This is a genomic window from Thermosynechococcus sp. B1 (genome assembly GCF_030322985.1).
In the GTDB taxonomy this organism is placed as follows: domain Bacteria; phylum Cyanobacteriota; class Cyanobacteriia; order Thermosynechococcales; family Thermosynechococcaceae; genus Thermosynechococcus.
The window spans coordinates 1,440,081-1,458,766 of the sequence record NZ_CP096573.1; the positions used below are offsets into that span (position 1 = coordinate 1,440,081).

Consider the following 18,686-nt stretch of genomic DNA (forward strand, 5'->3'; position numbering starts at 1 on the left):
AAGTTTGTGAACCCCTGAGGAGACTGTGGAGAATGCCATCCCAAGTCATTGAACTGTGGTCATCGTTCGTTAGTATTGCCGATGCACCGTTGTTTCGCCTTGGGCGGGAAACGATTTCCCTGCGTTGGCTGTTTCAAGTGGTGCTGTTGCTCATCCTCGTTGCCATTTTAGCGCGCTTTTTCAAGGGGGTGCTGAAAAATCAACTCCTACCGCGCCTTGGTTTGGATTTAGGCAACCGTGAGGCCATTTCCACTGTGATGAGTGGTGCCGGGGGAGCACTGGGCTACATTATTGTTTTGCAAGCAGTGGGGATTAATCTCGATTCCCTTGCGGTGATTATCGGTGGCTTGGGGGTGGGGATTGGTTTTGGTTTGCAGGATGTCACCCGCAATCTCATCAGTGGCCTGACGCTGCTGATTGAGCGCAAAGTGCGTGTCGGCGACTTTGTGGAAATTGAAAACATCAGCGGCTACGTTCAGGAAGTCTCGATGCGAGCCACGGTGATTCAAACCTTTAACGGTTCAAATGTGGTGGTGCCCAATACCTACCTTGCCGATAGTCCGGTGCTGAATTGGTACTACGAAACCCATCGCGGTCGTATTGATATTCCCATTGGGGTGGCCTATGGGACAGATCCAGTTTTGGTGACGGAAGTCTTGCTCAACATTGCCCATTCTGAACCAGATGTCCTCAGGGAGCCAGCCCCTCGGGTGATTTTCCGTGAATTTGGCGATTCTGCCCTTAAGTTTGAACTCTGGGTATGGACGGATGCCATTGAGCGGCGAGTGTTCATCAAGAGCAGTCTCAATTTCAAGATTGATTATTACTTTCGGCAGCATAATATCTCGATTCCTTTCCCGCAACGGGACATCTGGATCCGCAATGCGCCAGCGCTCTCTCCCCTCAGTGAGCCAGCCGAAATGGTAGGCATGCCCTTGGCACCGGCAACGCCCTCCTTAAAGTCGCTGCTTCAGCAGGTGAGCTATTTTCAGTGCATGAATGACTTGCAATTACGCTTTCTCATCGAATCGGGCTACCGCAAGCACTTGGCAGCGAAGGAAATTTTGTTCCGTGCTCAGGAGGCAATCAGTAACTTCTACATCGTATTGCAGGGGCAGATGGCGGCGGTCTATGAAGAGAATGGCGAGCTCAAGCCGATGATGACGTTTAACCCGGGGGAGCACTTTGGCGAGCTACCACTGATGCTGGGGGTGGCCTGCCCAACAACGATGATGGCAATGACGGATACGGTCTTGTTTGTCCTACCACGGGAGGGATTTGAACAGTTGCTAAAAGAACATCCTTCCCTTGCTGATGAGATTGCGGTGGCGATCGCCCGCCGTCAGGATGTGTTGGCGCAACATCAACAGGAGCTTCAGCAACTGAGTTGCCAAGAGTCGGATCAAAGTCGTCCGATTAACTGGATTCGCGATCGCCTGCAAAAACTCCTGAGTTGGTAAAGTGCTCAATCGGTGGCGTCCAGCGTAAATGCGTGCTCCAAGTATTGATGCAGCCGATAGGTACCTGCTTGGTATCGCACCAAGGCCACATCGAAGCGACAGGGATGATCCTGCCACTGGGGCTGACGTTCTAGGAAGGCTTGGGCGGCCAAAATGAGTTTGCGTTGCTTGCTAGGGGAAATCGCGCCAAGGCCATCATAATCCCAGTTGTGGGAACGGCGGGTTTTCACTTCGACAAAGCGCACCACTCCCCGCGGATCACAGACAACAATATCCAGCTCACCCCAAGGGCAAGACCAGTTCTGAGCCAAAATTTGACACTGCTGGGTTTGTAGCCACGCGACAACTACCGCTTCGCCGCGATCGCCCACGTGGCGCATAGGCCCTAGGCTTCAATGGGTTCGAGATTAAACAAGTCTTGGAGGGTCTGCATAGCGCGTTGACGACTCTCTAAATCCCGCTGTGATTGCAGTTGTACTGTTGGATCATGGAGAATTTTGTTAATAATCGTGCGCGTCATTGCTTCAATCACCCCTTGATGTTTCTCACCAAACTCACTGCCTAGTCGGGAGAGGGCTTTTTCCAGTTCTTGGGTACGGATCGCTTCCATTTTTTGGCGCAGACTGCGGATGGTGGGAATCGTTTCTAGGGCGTGCCACCAAGCCAAAAAGGTCTCTAATTCTTCCTCAAGGATACCCTCGGCCTCTTGAGCCAATTGGCGTCGCGCCTCTTGGTTTTGGGCGACGACTGCTTCGAGATCATCCACATTAAACAGTTGCACGGAGGCCAATTCTGTCACGTTGGCATGGACATTGCGGGGCACGGAAATATCAATGATGGATAGGGGGCGATCGCCTGTGAGCACCGACCCTAAATTCTCGCGATCCAAGAGAGGTTGTGTCGCTGCTGTGCCCGTAAAGACCAAATCCATTGCTGCCACAATCGGCAGTAGATCTGTCATCGTAAAGAGTTCAAAGCGTACTTCGGGAAACTGCTGCGCCAGTTCCTGTGCCCGTTCCAAGGAGCGGTTGATAATGCTCATTTCTTTCACCCCTCGGGCAATCAGGTGTTGCACCACCAAGCGGGACATTTTGCCCGCACCGACAATGGCAATGCGGCAGTTCTGGAGATTTTGCAACCGCAAGTCGGCGAGTTCCACCGCCGCTGAGCTAATGGAGACCGCCCCCGTCCCAATGCTGGTTTCTGTGCGTACCCGTTTACCGGCAGCGATCGCCCCCGTAAAGAGGCGATTGAGAATAGACCCAATGGACTTGTACTGCTGCCCTAACTGATGACAGCGCTTCACTTGGGAGAGAATTTGCCCCTCGCCAATCACCAAGCTATCCAAACCCGAGGCCACCCGCATGAGGTGCATCACCGCATCCTGATGCAGCAGGATAAAGAGGTAGGGACGCAGTTGGGGCAGGGGAATATGACTCCACTCACTGAGAAACTGATGCACTTCCCGCACGCCCACCTCAGTGTCACTAGTAACAATGTAAATTTCTAAGCGGTTACAGGTGCTAAGGATGGTCGCTTCCTGAATATGGGCGTAGCCGCATAGATGTTGCAGTGCCCGCTCCCGCACATCCTCTGGCACACTCAATTTTTCGCGCACATCCACAGGGGCGGTTTTGTGACTCAAGCCAATGACAGCAATATTCATAGGAATCGGTTGACGTTCGGCTGCAACTCCATCAATTGTTGTATCAGGATTCTTGAGCCTCCTTCACGCTTGTTTGCAAGTCTTTACTAAAGGAGGATTCTCCCTAACCGAGATTCCTGAGCCAGCCCCTCAGGTCTTCTAGGGTCGCAAAGTCAAGGAGAGCTTCTGCCAACGCTTCAATCTGATGGGGAGGGAGCTGGCGAATGCGCTCTTCAAGACTAGTTGGTAAATCGCCAAACCGCCGTCTTAACTGCCGCAAGACAACAAGTACCTCTCCCTGCTGTAATCCCTGCTGTAATCCCTGCTGTAATCCCTGCTGTAATCCCTGCCGTAAGCCCCGTTGTAACCCTTCCTCTTGTGCCTCGGCATAGACCTCTTGGTAAAACCGTGTCCGCTTCAGCTCCTCCGTCGTAAACCCCAGCATGCGCAGCACCTCCTCCCGACTCAGCTTGGTGAACTTGTACAGCACAATGGTAGTGATTAACTCTATTATGGCTTCCAAGTTTGGCGCTCTTTCGGTCTGGCTGCGCTGGGCAAGTAATCGGGCGACTCTGGGCATCTCTGCCTCTGGTACCACCATCAACTGCATCAGGGCAAGGCTCAAGGGCAATTCCGCTGGCGACCCCAGTTCATTCAAATACACCCGCCGCAGGCGATCGCTCTTGACCAACACGTCATAGGGTTCAAAGGAAACTTGTTCGGCTTGGCGATGGGGATAAATGACCACCGCTTGCCAATCAGAGAAAGTTTGGCGGTACAGGCGCAAGTAGAGAAAAATCTCAGCAAAGAAGCGTTCGTAGAAGGTAGTGTCCCGCTGAAACTGAACTTCACAGAAATAGACGGTTCCTGAGGGGTCAGGGGGGAGAAAGACGCCGTCAATGCGAAAGGCCGTTTGCTTCAGCTCCACGGAGTCAAAGCGGTAGCCCTGCGGGGGATTGATTCCCAAAAGGTCAAACAGTGTCTGGGGCAGCTGGGCAAACAGTTGGTAAAAGAGGGAGTCACGGCGCATTGAGAAATGAGGAAGTACTTACCCATGAAGGAGGGCTTAAGCGAGGACATCAGAATAGGAGCGGCTAGGGAACTCTTGATACACCTGTGTAATAGTGGCGGCGAGCCGTTGCATGCCAAGGGCAATTTCCTCATCACTGGCAGTGAGACTAATACGCAAGCACTCCTGTTTGTGGCGCCATGGCTCGGTCAAACCGGGGAAAAAGGAACTGCCGGGAACCACAATCACCCCTGCTCGCTTCAGGTGTTGATATAATTCCCAATCTGTCATGGGTAAATCCCGTAGCCACAGCCACGCGAAAATTGCCCCCTCACCGCGATGCAAAAACCAAGGAAGATCCTTGGGCAAAGCAGTTCGTAGGTTTTCTTCGAGAACTGTAAACTTGCGCTGATAAAAGGGACGAATGACATTGACGGATACTTCGGCTAGGGCACCATTGGCAATGGCTAAGGCCGCGATCGCCTGACCGTAGCGCGAGGCATGAATACAGGCATTGGTTTGAAAGGCTTCGAGAACACTCAAAATCTCGCGATCGCCAATGGCAATCCCCACCCGTTCCCCCGGTAGTCCTGCTTTTGAGAGGCTGAGGCAGTGGACAATATTGCCGCCAAAAACGGGTGCTAGTTCCGTAAAGTTCAAGCTGGGATAGGGGGGGCCATAGGCAGCATCAATCAACACTGGAACGCCATAGGGGACAGCGAGATCAGCAATTTGCCGCACCTCGACATCCGTGAGCACATTTCCCGTCGGATTGCAGGGACGAGAGAAGATGACGCATCCAGTCGTCTCATCAATGTGGAGTTGTTGAAAGTCGGGACGATACTTAAAGGTGTGATCCGCTTCAAAAATCTCAAGGCGCGGACGATAGGCAACAACGGTATCAGGGGTAAGGCTGACGCCACCATAACCCGTATATTCTGGACTCAAGGGGAGAACGACTTTCTTTAATTCACCGTTGGCGCTAAAGCCCCCAAAAGCATTGGCAGCAAAGAAGTAGATGGCCTGACTGCCGGGGGTGACAAGGACATTGCGCTCCGTCAGGTTCAAACCATAGCGGCGATTAAAATCATCGACAACGGCAGCAATTAGCGGTTCATACCCTTGGCTTGTGCCGTAGCGGCAGACCACTTGGCCAAATTCTGGGCTGGCCATTAGCTCGTGGGTACAGTCGCGCCATAGTTGCTCCACCTCAGGGACAATGAGGGGGTTACCTGCACTCAGGTTAATCAGGTCTTGACCGCGATTCAGGCGCAACGTCTCAATAATATCCTTCATGATTGCCCGAACTCCCGTCAGTTGGGACATTTGCTGGCCAATCTGGGAGAGTGCAGGATTCATAGGCAAAGGACATAGACAGTATTGGTTAGGATAGCATCTGCGCTTCTATTGAGGGACAGATGGAACCAATAGACACGGTCAATGCTGCTATTCGGTGGGTCACTGTAACATAACGTTAGAATAGGCCAAGAACTGTAAGGCATTCATGGCAGCGTTTATCCCCTTTGTTGGTAAACCTTCTTCCCCTTGGCGATCGCTCGTGATTGGGGTGATTGCTGCTGGTTTGATTGGCAGTGGTGGCCTACTGCTGTGGCGATCGCGCCAAACGCCCCTTGATTTAGATCGCTACACCGTACCCGTTCAAGACAGTCGCGATTTAGTCGCTCGCATCGCTGCCACGGGCAAAGTTGTCCCTGTACAAACCGTCAATATCAGTCCAAAACGGGCAGGTCTTCTCGCCGAACTCTACGTTGAGCAGGGCGATCAGGTCAAGGCGGGTCAAATCATCGCCCGTATGGACAACCGCGATGAGCAGGCGCAACTTGCCCAAGCCCAAGCCAACCTCGCCGATGCCATTGCCCGTCGCGATCGCGTGGTTGCCGGTAACCGTGCCGAGGAAATTGCCCAAGCCGAAGCCCAAGTGCGAGCAGCCGCCACCCGTGCTCAATTGGCAGAAGAACGCCTGAAACGCAATGAATTGCTCGCGGCTGAGGGTGCGATTCCCCGCGATACCCTTGATGAATTAAAAGCCAATCGGGATAGCGCGATCGCCAGTCTGCAGGAAGCCCAGAAGCGTCTGCAACTGTTACAGCGGGGTTCCCGCACTGAAGAGATCCGTCAAGCGGAAGCGGCCGTGGCTGCTGCCCAAGCCCAAGTCCAAGCTGCCCGTGCAGCTCTTGAAGATACAGTGATTCGCGCTCCTTTTACGGGCATTATTACCCAGAAGTACGCCAATCCGGGAGCCTTTGTGACACCCACCACCACCGCCTCTGCCACGACCTCTGCCACTTCCACCTCAATTGTGGCCATAGCCCAAGGCCTAGAAATTCTTGCCGAAGTCCCAGAAGTGGACATTGGCCAAGTGCTTGTGGGGCAACCTGTTGAAATCCGTGCCGATGCCTATCCGGGGGAAACCTTTGAAGGACGAGTGCGCTTAGTGGCACCCGAAGCCGTGGTGGAGCAAAATGTGACGTTCTTTCAGGTGCGGGTCTCCCTTGTTACTGGGTTGCAGAAGCTGCGCTCTGGGATGAATGTGGACTTAGATTTTCTGGGACAAAAAATTAACAATGCTCTGCTGGTACCCACCGTGGCCATTGCCGTTGAGCGTGGCCAAACAGGTGTTTATGTGGTGGGGGAAGACAATCGACCAAAATTTCGCCCTGTCACCATCGGCAGTAGCTGGCAGGATCAAACGCAAATTATCAGCGGCCTGAGGGCGGGTGAGCGGGTCTTTATTGATTTTCCGGAACGGCTGCGGCCAAAACAGGAGTAGTTTATGGGCTTGCACCACGTTTCCATTCGCACCGCCAATATTCAGCGGGCGATCGCCTTCTATGAATGCCTAGGCTTTACGATGGATGTCCGCTTTACCACGGGCTATACCCTTGCCTGTTGGCTCAAGGGCTGGCACACCCGCCTTGAACTTGTGCAAGTCCCTGAACCCCACCCTGCTGCTGACCCTTTTCACGATGAGCACTATGTTGGCTACTATCACCTCTCCTTTGATCTCAGTAATCATCCGCATCCTCTAGAAACCTGGCTCCAGCAAGTGGCGCAAACCTTGGCTGCCCAGCAATTGCCCTTTGAGCTACTCCTGAAGCCTAGTCAACAGGTGATTGGTTCCCACCTCTATCACGTCGCCTTTATCCGCGATTGTGATGGTCTACCCCTTGAGTTTTTGCAGTGTCTTGGTTCCTGCTGAAGTCTAAACCCCGATAAAATAAGGGGGTCGAGAGATTTTTGGGTCGTCCATAGGCATGCAACTGCAAACAACCACTACGGCAATTCCAGACTGGTCTGGTGATTTACTGGCGATCGCCGTCTTTCAAACGGAAGGCACCCTCACCCTTACAGATCCCTATACGACCCTCGATCAGCGCCTCAATGGCCTCTTACAAGAACTCATCAGCGAAGGGGAGTTTCAAGGCAAATCTGGCACCTCCCTGCTCATGCGCCTATTGCCCAACTTCCCCGTTAAGAAACTCCTCCTTGTCGGCTTAGGCAATCGCGATGACTTTAACCTAGAGACCCTGCGCCGCACTGCTGCGACCATTGCCCGTACGGCTCGCCGTGAACGCGCAAAAACATTAGGCATGGCACTGCCCCATGAGACTTTAGAAGTGGCGGATGCTGCCCAAGCCATTGCCGAAGGAGTTCTCCTTGCCCTCCACAGTGATGTGCGTTTTAAGTCGGATCCCGAAGCTCGTAAACTCCTGCCCTATCCAGAATCCGTCAGCCTGTTGGGTTTAGGGGAGCAAACAGCAGCCTTGACCCGTGCCCAGCAGATTTGTGATGGGGTGATTTTGGCGCGCGAACTCGTGAATGCCCCGGCCAATGAAGTGACGCCTGTCACCCTTGCGGAAACGGCTCAGCAATTGGCGGCTACCTACGGCCTCACGGCAAAAATTTTGGAGCGCGATGAGTGTGCCGCCTTGGGTATGGGTGCCTTTTTGGGAGTGGCCCAGGCATCTGATCTACCGCCGAAATTTATTCACCTCACCTACACTCCCGCCGGAAATGTCCAGAAGAAAATTGCCCTCATTGGCAAGGGGTTAACCTTTGATTCCGGTGGCCTCAACCTCAAGACCCAAGGGGGCATTGAAACCATGAAAATGGACATGGGGGGAGCCGCAGCCGTTTTGGGAACCGCCAAGGTCATCGGTCAACTCAAACCCGCTGGCATTGAAGTTCACTTTATTATTGCTGCCACTGAAAACATGATTAGTGGCCGTGCCCTGCATCCGGGGGATATTCTCACCGCCTCCAACGGTAAGACCATCGAGGTCAACAACACCGATGCTGAAGGCCGCCTCACCCTTGCCGATGCCTTGGTCTATGCCGAAAAACTAGGCGTAGATGCCATTGTTGATTTGGCAACGCTGACCGGTGCCTGTATTGTTGCCTTAGGGGATAATATTGCCGGTCTTTGGAGCAACAATTCAGAATTGGCGCAAGCTCTGCAAAAGGCCAGCGATCGCTCCGGTGAAAAATTCTGGCAAATGCCCCTTGAAAATAAATACTTTGAGGGCATGAAGTCCCAAGTGGCCGATATGAAAAACACCGGTCCGCGATCGGCCGGATCAATTACCGCCGCCCTATTCCTTCAGCAATTTGTCGATCACACCCCTTGGGCACACCTTGACATTGCCGGTCCTGTTTGGGCTGAAAAAGAGGATGGCTACAATAATCCCTGTGGGACGGGCTACCCTGTGCGCACATTGGTGGAGTGGCTATGCAGTCTCAGTTAGATAGAAATTGAATGCGATCGCCCCAGCGGTTAGTCGTCTCACCCTCACAAATCCAAGACCGACAGGTGTGGCTCACTCCTGAGCAAGTCCACTATCTCCGCCATGTCCTGCGCTTAAAAGATAACGATGTCATCTCGATTTTGGATGGCCAAGGACAGCGATGGCGGGGCACGCTTGGTGTGAATGGGCAGACTGTCGAATTATTGGAGGCTGAACAGCAAAAGACGGAGCTCAGTGTAGAAATTATGCTCTGTCTAGCTCTACTGAAGGTGGCAAACTTTGAGCAAGTGCTGCAACAGGCAACGGAATTGGGGGTCAAGCGTATTATTCCGATTCAAACAGCGCGATCGCTCCTGCAACCCAGTGCCAATAAATACCAGCGTTGGCAGCGCATTCTCCAAGAGGCCGCCGAGCAAAGTGAGCGTCTTTATGTCCCCACCCTTAGTGATCCCCTCTCCGTTGCCGAAATGGTCAGCCTCACCCCCAAGGGCTACATTGCCAGTTTGAATGCCTCACAGCTCCTGTGGGACTGCTTGCCCCAAATGAATCTATCTCAGCCAATTTATCTGGCGATCGGACCCGAGGGGGGATGGACAGCCTCAGAAGTGGAGCAAGTTTTGGCCGCTGGTTGGCAAGCATTTTCCTTGGGGCGGCGTACCCTGAGAGCCGTCACCGCCGCGATCGCCAGCCTGACCTTAGTGAGCCATTACACTGAGAGGCACTGCGCAACGGCACAACAGCATTGACAACGCCACGGCTACCTCGATACACTAGAAGTTCGGTGAAATTAACGTAAGCAGCAATGCCCACCATCCAGCAACTGATCCGCCAAGAGCGGGAACTGTTGAAAAAGAAAACAAAATCTCCTGCCCTCAAAAGCTGCCCCCAACGGCGTGGGGTATGCACACGGGTTTATACCACAACCCCCAAAAAGCCCAATTCTGCCCTGCGCAAAGTGGCACGGGTACGTCTCACCTCTGGCTTTGAGGTCACCGCCTATATTCCGGGAATTGGCCACAACTTGCAGGAGCACTCTGTGGTCATGATTCGCGGCGGTCGGGTTAAAGATTTGCCCGGTGTGCGCTACCACATTATCCGTGGCACGTTGGATACCGCTGGCGTCAAAGACCGTAAACAAGGTCGCTCCAAGTATGGTGCCAAGCGTCCCAAACCCGGTGAGGCTGCTGCTACCGGCAAGAAGAAGTAATTTCCGTTCTCCTATCTCCTTGAGTCCACCCTTGAAATCTTAAACTTCACTAGAGCAAACAGCAAACACCTATGTCTCGTCGCACTCGCGCTCAAAAACGGCCTACTGCCCCTGATCCCGTCTATAACAACGTGCTGGTGAATATGTTAATCCAGCGGATTATGCTCAATGGCAAAAAATCCCTTGCCAGCCGCATTGTCTATGACGCGATGAAAACCGTACAGGAGCGCACCGGCGAGGATGCTCTGCAAATTTTTGAGCGTGCAGTAAAAAATGCAACGCCCCTAGTGGAAGTGAAAGCCCGCCGTGTGGGGGGTGCCACCTACCAAGTGCCGATGGAAGTTCGTCCCGATCGCGGCGTCGCCTTGGCTTTGCGCTGGTTAGTGCAATTTTCCCGCAAACGAGCCGGTCGTTCGATGTCCGCCAAGCTGGCCAATGAATTGATGGATGCCGCCAACGAAACCGGCAGCACCATTCGTAAACGGGAAGAAACCCACAAAATGGCAGAAGCCAACAAGGCCTTTGCCCACTATCGCTACTAAACCGTCACACGGTTCAAGAGTTGGATACAATTATTTAAGAATTCTAACGTAATGCAACAAACAAGGAGGTAGCTGTGGCACGGACGACCCCGCTAGAGCGAGTGCGAAACATCGGGATTGCCGCTCACATTGATGCGGGTAAAACAACCACAACTGAACGTATTCTTTTCTATTCCGGTGTGGTGCACAAAATTGGCGAAGTGCACGAGGGTACCACGGTTACCGACTGGATGGAACAGGAGCGGGAGCGGGGCATCACCATTACAGCCGCCGCCATCAGCACCTCTTGGAAAGACCACCAGATCAATATTATTGACACTCCCGGCCACGTGGACTTCACGATTGAGGTGGAGCGCTCCATGCGGGTTCTCGATGGGGTGATTGCGGTATTCTGCTCCGTCGGTGGTGTGCAACCCCAGTCAGAAACCGTGTGGCGGCAAGCCGATCGCTACAGCGTCCCGCGCATCGTCTTTGTCAACAAGATGGATCGCACTGGGGCAAACTTCTACAAAGTCTATGACCAGATTCGCGATCGCCTGCGGGCAAATGCTGTGCCGATTCAGTTGCCCATTGGTGCTGAAGATCAGTTCAAAGGCATCGTTGATCTGGTGCGGATGCGCGCCAAAATCTACAAAGACGACCTTGGCAAGGAAATCGAAGACACTGAAATTCCTGCCGAGATGACTGAACTGGCGGAAGCGTATCGCACCAAGCTCATCGAGGCAGTTGCCGAAACCGATGATGCCCTCATGGAAAAATACTTTGAGGGGGAAGAACTCACAGAAGAGGAAATCCGCGCCGCCCTACGCAAAGGGACGATCGCTGGCACCATTGTGCCGATGCTCTGTGGCTCCGCCTTCAAAAATAAAGGCGTGCAATTGCTCCTTGATGCCGTGGTGGACTATCTGCCAGCGCCCATTGACATTCCAGCGATTAAAGGTCATCTGCCCGATGGCACAGAGGTAGAGCGGGCTGCCGACGATGATCAACCCCTAGCGGCATTAGCCTTCAAAATCATGTCGGATCCCTATGGCCGCCTCACCTTCGTGCGCGTTTATTCTGGTGTTCTCAAAAAAGGCAGCTATGTCCTCAATGCCACTAAGGGCAAGAAAGAGCGCATTTCTCGTTTGATTGTGCTCAAAGCCGATGAGCGGATTGAAGTAGATGAACTGCGAGCCGGCGATTTAGGAGCTGCCTTGGGTCTGAAGGAAACCTTCACGGGGGATACCCTCTGCGATGAAAGCTCGCCCGTGATTCTTGAATCGCTGTACATTCCAGAGCCAGTGATTTCCGTGGCTGTGGAACCCAAAACCAAGCAGGACATGGAAAAACTCTCCAAAGCCCTGCAAGCCCTCTCTGAGGAAGACCCCACCTTCCGCGTCAGCGTTGATCCTGAAACCAACCAAACCGTGATTGCGGGGATGGGGGAACTGCACCTCGAGATCCTTGTGGATCGGATGCAGCGGGAGTTCAAAGTGGAAGCCAATATTGGCCAACCCCAAGTGGCCTACCGCGAAACGATTCGCAAACCCGTCCGTGCCGAAGGCAAGTTTATCCGTCAAAGTGGCGGTAAAGGCCAGTATGGTCACGTTGTGATTGAAGTAGAGCCTGCCGAACCCGGTACTGGGTTTGAATTTGTCTCCAAAATTGTTGGTGGTGTCGTTCCCAAAGAGTACATTCCACCTGCTGAGCAGGGGATGAAGGAAGCCTGTGAATCGGGGATTTTGGCAGGGTACCCAGTGATTGACCTCAAGGTCACATTAGTGGATGGCTCCTACCACGAGGTTGACTCCTCAGAGATGGCCTTCAAAATTGCTGGCTCCATGGCCATTAAAGAGGCAGTAATGAAAGCCAATCCGGTGCTGCTGGAGCCAATGATGAAGGTCGAGGTCGAGGTTCCAGAAGAATTCCTTGGGACAGTGATGGGAGACCTCATTTCCCGTCGCGGTCAAATTGAGGGACAAACCGTGGAAAATGGCATTGCCAAAGTGACGGCAAAAGTCCCTCTCGAACGGATGTTTGGTTATGCCACTGACATTCGCTCGAATACCCAAGGTCGGGGAATTTTCTCGATGGAATTTAGCCATTACGAGGAAGTCCCCCGTAATGTGGCTGAGGCGATCATTGCCAAAAATAAAGGGAACGCATAGTCTATACGAGGAACAACATGGCACGCGCTAAATTTGAACGAACCAAACCCCACGTTAACATCGGTACGATTGGTCACGTTGACCACGGTAAAACCACACTGACCGCAGCCATCACCATGACATTGGCTGCCCAAGGGAAAGCCCAAGCTCGCAAATACGATGAAATTGATGCTGCCCCTGAGGAAAAAGCCCGTGGGATTACCATCAACACGGCTCACGTGGAGTATGAGACTGAAAAACGTCACTATGCCCACGTGGATTGCCCCGGCCACGCTGACTATGTGAAAAACATGATCACGGGTGCCGCCCAAATGGACGGTGCTATTCTCGTGGTGGCCGCTACTGATGGTGCGATGCCCCAAACCAAAGAGCACATTCTCTTGGCTCGTCAGGTGGGGGTGCCCAGCATTGTTGTCTTCCTGAACAAAGTGGATATGGTGGACGACGAAGAACTGCTGGAGCTGGTGGAACTGGAACTGCGGGAACTCCTCAGCGAATATGAATTCCCCGGTGACGAAGTGCCCATCATCCGTGGTTCGGGTCTAAAAGCCCTTGAAGCCATGACCGCCAACCCGAAAACCCAACGCGGTGAAAATGAGTGGGTCGATAAAATCTACGAGCTAATGGATGCCGTGGATAACTACATTCCTACCCCTGAGCGGGATGTGGATAAGCCCTTCTTGATGGCTGTAGAAGACGTGTTCTCCATCACCGGTCGGGGTACCGTGGCCACGGGTCGGATTGAGCGGGGTCGCATTAAGCTCAACGAAACGGTTGAACTCGTGGGTCTGCGGGAAACTCGCACAACGACGGTCACCGGTATTGAAATGTTCAAGAAGAGCCTCGAAGAGGGGATTGCCGGTGACAACGCTGGTTTGCTCCTGCGCGGTCTGAAAAAAGAGGATGTGGAACGGGGAATGGTGATTGCCAAACCCGGCTCCATTACGCCCCACACCCAATTTGAGGGTGAAGTGTACGTGCTCACTGAAAAAGAGGGTGGCCGTAAAACCCCCTTCTTTGCCGGTTACCGTCCGCAGTTCTATGTGCGTACCACCGATGTGACCGGTACGATTACCTCCTTCACCGCTGATGATGGTAGCGCCGCTGAAATGGTGATGCCTGGTGACCGCATCAAAATGACCGTGGAACTGATCCAGCCCATTGCCATTGAGCAGGGGATGCGCTTTGCCATCCGTGAAGGTGGCCGGACGATTGGTGCGGGTGTTGTCTCCAAAATCCTGAAGTAGTTGATCTTATGGCCGCTAGCCTTTCTGTGGTGTTGGCGGCCTTTTTTTGTCTGAATTTTGTCGGATTGTCTCTGAACCTTGACAAGTAAGGAAGATTCCTATGGCTGCTCTACAACAGAAAATTCGTATTCGCCTTAAGGCCTTTGATCATCGCTTGCTCGATACTTCCTGCGATCGCATTGTCGATACTGCAAAAAGAACCGGCGCTTCCCCCGTTGGCCCAATTCCCCTACCCACTCGCCGTCGAATCTATTGCGTCCTGCGATCGCCCCACGTGGATAAGGACTCACGGGAGCATTTTGAAACCCGTACCCACCGTCGCATACTCGACATTTACCAACCTTCACCGAAAACGATTGATGCCCTGATGAAGTTGGACTTGCCGGCGGGCGTAGATATTGAAGTGAAATTGTAAGCGTCGCCAAAGTTCACTACACTGGGGGGTATGACGCATACGATCATTCATCCTTCCCCCTCTGAGTCTTCTCTTCAGCCCCCTGCCATGGCCTACAGAATCAACTGCCAGCAGGGGCATACGCATCTTTTATGGGTAACGCTGCGGCTAACGGCACCGCAAACCGATGTTCTTGATCTGCACTTGCCGGTGTGGACGCCGGGTTCCTACCTTGTGCGCGAATATGCGAGGCATCTTCAGGACTTTACAGTAACGGCCGCCGACGGTACCCCCTTGGAATGGTGGAAGTGTGCCAAGAACCAGTGGCAGGTGGCCTGCACACCGGGTCTAGAACTAGAAGTGCGCTATGCCATCTATGCCCATGAACTGTCAGTGCGCACCAATCATTTTGATCCCAGCCATGCCTACTTCAATCCGGCAGCGGTCTGTCTCTATGTGCCAGAATATCGCGATCGGCCCCTAACAGTAACCATTGCTGCACCGCCGCACTGGCGGGTGACGACTCCGCTTGAACCCTTTGGCGAGGATGGCTTCACCTTTTGGGCAGCAAATTACGATCTGCTGGTGGATAGCCCCTTTGAGGTGGGTACCCACCCTGTTTATGCCTTTGAGGTGGACGGTAAACCCCATGAATTGGCGGTGTGGGGCAAGGGCAATTTTGAGCCGCAGCGGGCGATCGCCGACATGCAGCGGATCATTGAAACAGAGGCAAGTTTCTTTGGCGGCCTGCCCTACGATCGCTATGTCTTTATTTTGCACCTTACCCACAAGGGCTACGGCGGTCTGGAGCATCTCAATAGCTGCTCGTTGATCTTCCATCGCTTTGGCTTTCAGCAAGCGGAGCAGTATCGCCGCTTCCTCTGTTTAGTGGCCCATGAGTTTTTCCATCTTTGGAATGTCAAGCGCATTCGCCCCCAAGCCTTTGAAATCTTTGATTACGACAGCGAAAATTACACCACCAGCCTCTGGTTTGTGGAGGGGATAACCAGTTATTTCGACCAACTGATTCCCCTCTGGGCAGGGTTATTTGATGCTGCGGCCTATCTTAAGCTGCTGAGCGAAAGTCTGAATCGCTATTTACACACCCCTGGTCGTTTTGTTCAGTCCCTTAGTGCTGCTAGCTTTGATGCGTGGATTAAGCTCTATCGCCCCGATGAAAATAGCATTAATTCGCAGATGTCCTACTACCTAAAGGGAGAGCTAGTGGCACTACTGCTGGATTTGCGGATTCGCCTTAATTTTAATCACCAGCGATCGCTCCTCGATGTCCTGCGGCGGTTGTGGCAGCAGTATTGCGAGACAGGTCAGGGCTATACTCCCGATGAGCTGTGGGAAACGATTGAAACCGTTGCCGATGAAAACCTTGGCACATGGCGCGAGCAATTCATTGAAGGAACCGTAGAACTCCCCCTTCAGGAGTGTTTGGCTAAAGTGGGTTTGGAACTGGTGCCCCAAGACGCGCTGCCCTATACGGGACTTCAGTTTAAGCAGGAACATGGCGCTCTGCAAATCAAGGCAGTGCTGCGGGACTCCCCGGCTGAACAGGCAGGCTTGGTGGCTGGGGATGAAATCATTGCCCTCAATGGGTGGCGCGTCAAGGCGGAGGACTGGTCAGAGCGATTGCGGGAATACCCAGTGGGAGAGACGATTCACTTGACATGGTTCCATGATCAGCAATTGCACTCAGGAACATTGATGTTGGGAGACCCTCAGCCCCGCTATCAGGTGCAGTGCCGTGCCGATGCCACGCCGAGTCAGCGGGCACATTTAGAAGCTTGGTTGGGAGCCACAGCGGCGCAGCTCTAGGGGAGGTGGCAGTATGCTTCAGCCCTTGATTCAGGATCGCGATCGCTTGGAACAGATCTTGCGGCAACTGCCCTTGACTCCCGGCGTTTATTTTTTCAAGGACAAGACGGATCAAATTCTCTACATTGGCAAGTCCAAACGCCTGCGATCGCGGGTGCGCTCCTATTTTCGTGAGCCAGCCCAATTGGGGCCGCGCCTTGAATTAATGGTCTATCAGGTGGCGGACATTGAATTCATCGTCACCGATACGGAAGCCGAAGCCCTTGCCCTCGAAGCCAATTTAATCAAGCAGCATCAGCCCCACTTCAACGTTCTCCTCAAGGATGACAAGAAATATCCCTACGTCTGTATTACGTGGTCAGAACCCTATCCCCGCATTTTCATTACCCGCAAACGCCAATTGGGTAATGTCGGCGATACCAGCAGTGATGCTCCCAAGGATCGCTACTATGGCCCCTATGTGGATAGCTTTCGCCTGCGCCAAACCCTTGCCCTTGTGAAGCGGCTTTTTCCACTGCGGCAACGTCCCCGCCCCCTTTTCAAGGATCGCCCCTGTTTGAACTATGACATTGGCCGCTGTCCGGGGGTCTGCCAAGGGCTGATTTCACCGCAGGAGTATCGGCAAACGCTGCACAAGGTGGCCATGATCTTTCAGGGGCGCACGGGGGAACTGGTGGCACAGTTGCAGGCACAAATGGTGCAAGCGGCGGCGGATCTGAATTTTGAACTGGCAGCCCGACTGCGGGATCAAATTCGTGGCCTTGAGCATTTAGGCGTGGATCAAAAGGTGTCCTTGCCTGATGACACGGTGTCACGGGATGCCATTGCCCTTGCCTTGGGCGATCGCCATGCAGCCATTCAACTCTTTCAAATTCGTGCGGGTCGCTTGGTGGGACGTTTGGCTTTTGTTGCCGATGCCCAAAGTGGCAGTGTCGGCACGATTTTGCAACGGGTGCTTGAAGAACACTATGCCCAAGTGGATGATGTAGAAATTCCCAGTGAAATTTTGCTGCAACATCCCCTCCCCGAGGCGGATCTGCTGCGTACCTACTTGAGCGAAAAGAAAGGCCGCGCCGTCACCCTCACTGTCCCCCAACGCCAAGCAAAAGCCGAACTGATTGCCATGGTGCAACGCAATGCAGAATTAGAATTGGCACGCATTCAACAGGCCAGCGATCGCACCCAAACGGCTCTTGAAGATTTAGCCCAACTCCTTGGCCTTGACACCCTTCCCCACCGCATTGAGGGCTACGACATTTCCCACATTCAAGGGTCTGACGCCGTGGCCTCACGGGTTGTCTTTATTGATGGCTTGCCCGCCAAGCAGCACTATCGCCACTACAACATCCGCAACCCTGAAGTAAAACTTGGCCACTCCGACGACTTTGCCAGTCTTGCTGAGATTCTCCGCCGCCGCTTTGCCCCCTATCTTGAGGGCAAGGGTGACCCTCCAGAGGCTGATGACTGGCCCGATGTGATCCTCATTGATGGCGGCAAGGGGCAACTGTCCGCCGTGGTTCAGGTCTTGGAGCCACTCCTAGATGATCTCACCCTTCTCAGCTTGGCCAAACAGCGGGAGGAGATTTTCCTACCCCACCACCCCCAACCTCTGCCGACCGATCCAGAGCAACCGGGGGTGCAATTGCTACGCCGCGTCCGCGATGAGGCTCACCGCTTTGCCCTGAACTTCCACCGTCAAAAACGTGCCCAACGCCAACGGCGATCGCACCTCGACCAAATTCCCGGCTTGGGCTATCAACGCCAAAAGGAACTCCTCGCCACCTTTCGTTCCATTGACTACATCCGCATGGCCACGCCCGAACAGTTGGCGCAGGTACATGGGGTCGGCCCCCGTCTAGCGGAAAAAATTTACCGCTATTTTCATGCTGATACCGATTAGCAAAGAGCTAAGTGCTTTTCAAAAAAAGGGCGATCGCTTGCTATCTCAAAAGCGGGTAACGCGATTCGAACGCGCGACATCAACCTTGGCAAGGTTGCGCTCTACCACTGAGCTATACCCGCAACAGATTTTTAGCTTAAAAAATTAGGAGGCGTCTTGTCAAGCCCCAGAAATTTCAGCAGCCCTCAGGACCACAAAAGCTGTGGGCGTACAACACTTCGGCATCGTAGATGTAAGCAATGCCTGCATAGTCGTTGAAAAACTCGACTGCCACCCGATCCACAATTTTTTCCGCCATTTCCCGCGTCTGGGTGAGTACCTCAAACTTGATATTGGCTTGGGTATCGGAAACGCTGGGTTGACCAGAGGAGCGCACATTGCGACTCCCTTTGCCGCTGGTTTCCATCACGGTGTAGCCAGTCGCCCCGGCCTCATCAATGATTTGGGCAATTTTTTTCAAGAGAATCTTCTCGGTCACAATCACGAGCTTCTTTGCTGGCTTGGCCATTCTGAGTTCCTCCTTGAGTGAAATTGGCGCG

Annotated in this window: 17 protein-coding genes and 1 tRNA gene; 12 read left to right on the plus strand and 6 right to left on the minus strand. The window is 53.4% G+C overall.

Annotation, left to right across the window (positions count from 1 at the left end; genetic code table 11):
* Positions 1 to 32 precede the first annotated feature (32 nt).
* The gene (locus tag M0644_RS07295; protein ID WP_286625132.1) at positions 33 to 1,460 is read left to right on the plus strand and encodes a mechanosensitive ion channel domain-containing protein; all 1,428 of its coding nucleotides are present in this window, start codon (positions 33 to 35) and stop codon (positions 1,458 to 1,460) included.
* Positions 1,461 to 1,465: 5 nt separating this feature from the next.
* On the opposite strand, the gene M0644_RS07300 is transcribed toward M0644_RS07295, so the two are convergent.
* The 4 genes from M0644_RS07300 to M0644_RS07315 all read right to left on the minus strand — a co-directional run bounded on the left by M0644_RS07300 (position 1,466) and on the right by M0644_RS07315 (position 5,473).
* Positions 1,466 to 1,840, minus strand: coding sequence for a YraN family protein (locus M0644_RS07300; protein WP_149819506.1), 375 nt, complete (start codon positions 1,838 to 1,840; stop codon positions 1,466 to 1,468).
* A 5-nt stretch (positions 1,841 to 1,845) separates the two neighbouring features.
* Positions 1,846 to 3,126, minus strand: a complete 1,281-nt coding sequence (locus M0644_RS07305) for a glutamyl-tRNA reductase (protein ID WP_206200238.1) — start codon at positions 3,124 to 3,126, stop codon at positions 1,846 to 1,848.
* Positions 3,127 to 3,229: 103 nt separating this feature from the next.
* Complete coding sequence (locus tag M0644_RS07310) at positions 3,230 to 4,135, minus strand: Rpn family recombination-promoting nuclease/putative transposase (RefSeq protein ID WP_286625136.1); 906 nt, start codon at positions 4,133 to 4,135, stop codon at positions 3,230 to 3,232.
* Positions 4,136 to 4,171: 36 nt separating this feature from the next.
* Complete coding sequence (locus M0644_RS07315; RefSeq protein WP_149819513.1) at positions 4,172 to 5,473, minus strand: valine--pyruvate transaminase; 1,302 nt, start codon at positions 5,471 to 5,473, stop codon at positions 4,172 to 4,174.
* Between the two features lie 145 nt (positions 5,474 to 5,618).
* Between M0644_RS07315 and M0644_RS07320 the strand changes: the two genes are divergently transcribed.
* From M0644_RS07320 to uvrC, 11 genes are all read left to right on the plus strand, one after another.
* On the plus strand, positions 5,619 to 6,905 hold the full coding sequence (locus M0644_RS07320; protein WP_286625138.1) for an efflux RND transporter periplasmic adaptor subunit: 1,287 nt from the start codon (positions 5,619 to 5,621) through the stop codon (positions 6,903 to 6,905).
* Between the two features lie 9 nt (positions 6,906 to 6,914).
* A complete protein-coding gene (locus tag M0644_RS07325; protein ID WP_190278324.1) occupies positions 6,915 to 7,334 on the plus strand; it encodes a VOC family protein in 420 nt (139 codons plus the stop codon).
* A 55-nt stretch (positions 7,335 to 7,389) separates the two neighbouring features.
* Positions 7,390 to 8,880: a leucyl aminopeptidase gene (locus M0644_RS07330; RefSeq protein ID WP_286625141.1), complete on the plus strand. Its 1,491-nt coding sequence runs from the start codon at positions 7,390 to 7,392 to the stop codon at positions 8,878 to 8,880.
* A gap of 11 nt (positions 8,881 to 8,891) precedes the next feature.
* Complete coding sequence (locus M0644_RS07335) at positions 8,892 to 9,626, plus strand: 16S rRNA (uracil(1498)-N(3))-methyltransferase (RefSeq protein WP_286625142.1); 735 nt, start codon at positions 8,892 to 8,894, stop codon at positions 9,624 to 9,626.
* Between the two features lie 56 nt (positions 9,627 to 9,682).
* Complete coding sequence (gene rpsL / locus M0644_RS07340; protein ID WP_149819523.1) at positions 9,683 to 10,087, plus strand: 30S ribosomal protein S12; 405 nt, start codon at positions 9,683 to 9,685, stop codon at positions 10,085 to 10,087.
* Between the two features lie 71 nt (positions 10,088 to 10,158).
* Complete coding sequence (gene rpsG / locus M0644_RS07345; RefSeq protein ID WP_149819525.1) at positions 10,159 to 10,629, plus strand: 30S ribosomal protein S7; 471 nt, start codon at positions 10,159 to 10,161, stop codon at positions 10,627 to 10,629.
* A gap of 74 nt (positions 10,630 to 10,703) precedes the next feature.
* Entirely contained in the window at positions 10,704 to 12,779 is a 2,076-nt protein-coding gene (gene fusA, locus M0644_RS07350) for an elongation factor G (protein ID WP_206200247.1), read from the plus strand.
* Positions 12,780 to 12,796: 17 nt separating this feature from the next.
* Positions 12,797 to 14,026, plus strand: a complete 1,230-nt coding sequence (gene tuf, locus M0644_RS07355) for an elongation factor Tu (RefSeq protein WP_149819529.1) — start codon at positions 12,797 to 12,799, stop codon at positions 14,024 to 14,026.
* A 100-nt stretch (positions 14,027 to 14,126) separates the two neighbouring features.
* The gene (gene rpsJ, locus M0644_RS07360; RefSeq protein WP_149819531.1) at positions 14,127 to 14,441 is read left to right on the plus strand and encodes a 30S ribosomal protein S10; all 315 of its coding nucleotides are present in this window, start codon (positions 14,127 to 14,129) and stop codon (positions 14,439 to 14,441) included.
* Positions 14,442 to 14,471: 30 nt separating this feature from the next.
* A complete protein-coding gene (locus M0644_RS07365) occupies positions 14,472 to 16,247 on the plus strand; it encodes a M61 family metallopeptidase (RefSeq protein WP_286625143.1) in 1,776 nt (591 codons plus the stop codon).
* Between the two features lie 13 nt (positions 16,248 to 16,260).
* Positions 16,261 to 18,147, plus strand: a complete 1,887-nt coding sequence (gene uvrC, locus M0644_RS07370; RefSeq protein ID WP_286625144.1) for an excinuclease ABC subunit UvrC — start codon at positions 16,261 to 16,263, stop codon at positions 18,145 to 18,147.
* Between the two features lie 50 nt (positions 18,148 to 18,197).
* On the opposite strand, the gene M0644_RS07375 is transcribed toward uvrC, so the two are convergent.
* Positions 18,198 to 18,269, minus strand: a tRNA-Gly gene (locus M0644_RS07375).
* A gap of 53 nt (positions 18,270 to 18,322) precedes the next feature.
* The gene (locus tag M0644_RS07380; protein WP_149819537.1) at positions 18,323 to 18,655 is read right to left on the minus strand and encodes a P-II family nitrogen regulator; all 333 of its coding nucleotides are present in this window, start codon (positions 18,653 to 18,655) and stop codon (positions 18,323 to 18,325) included.
* Between the last annotated feature and the right edge of the window lie 31 nt (positions 18,656 to 18,686).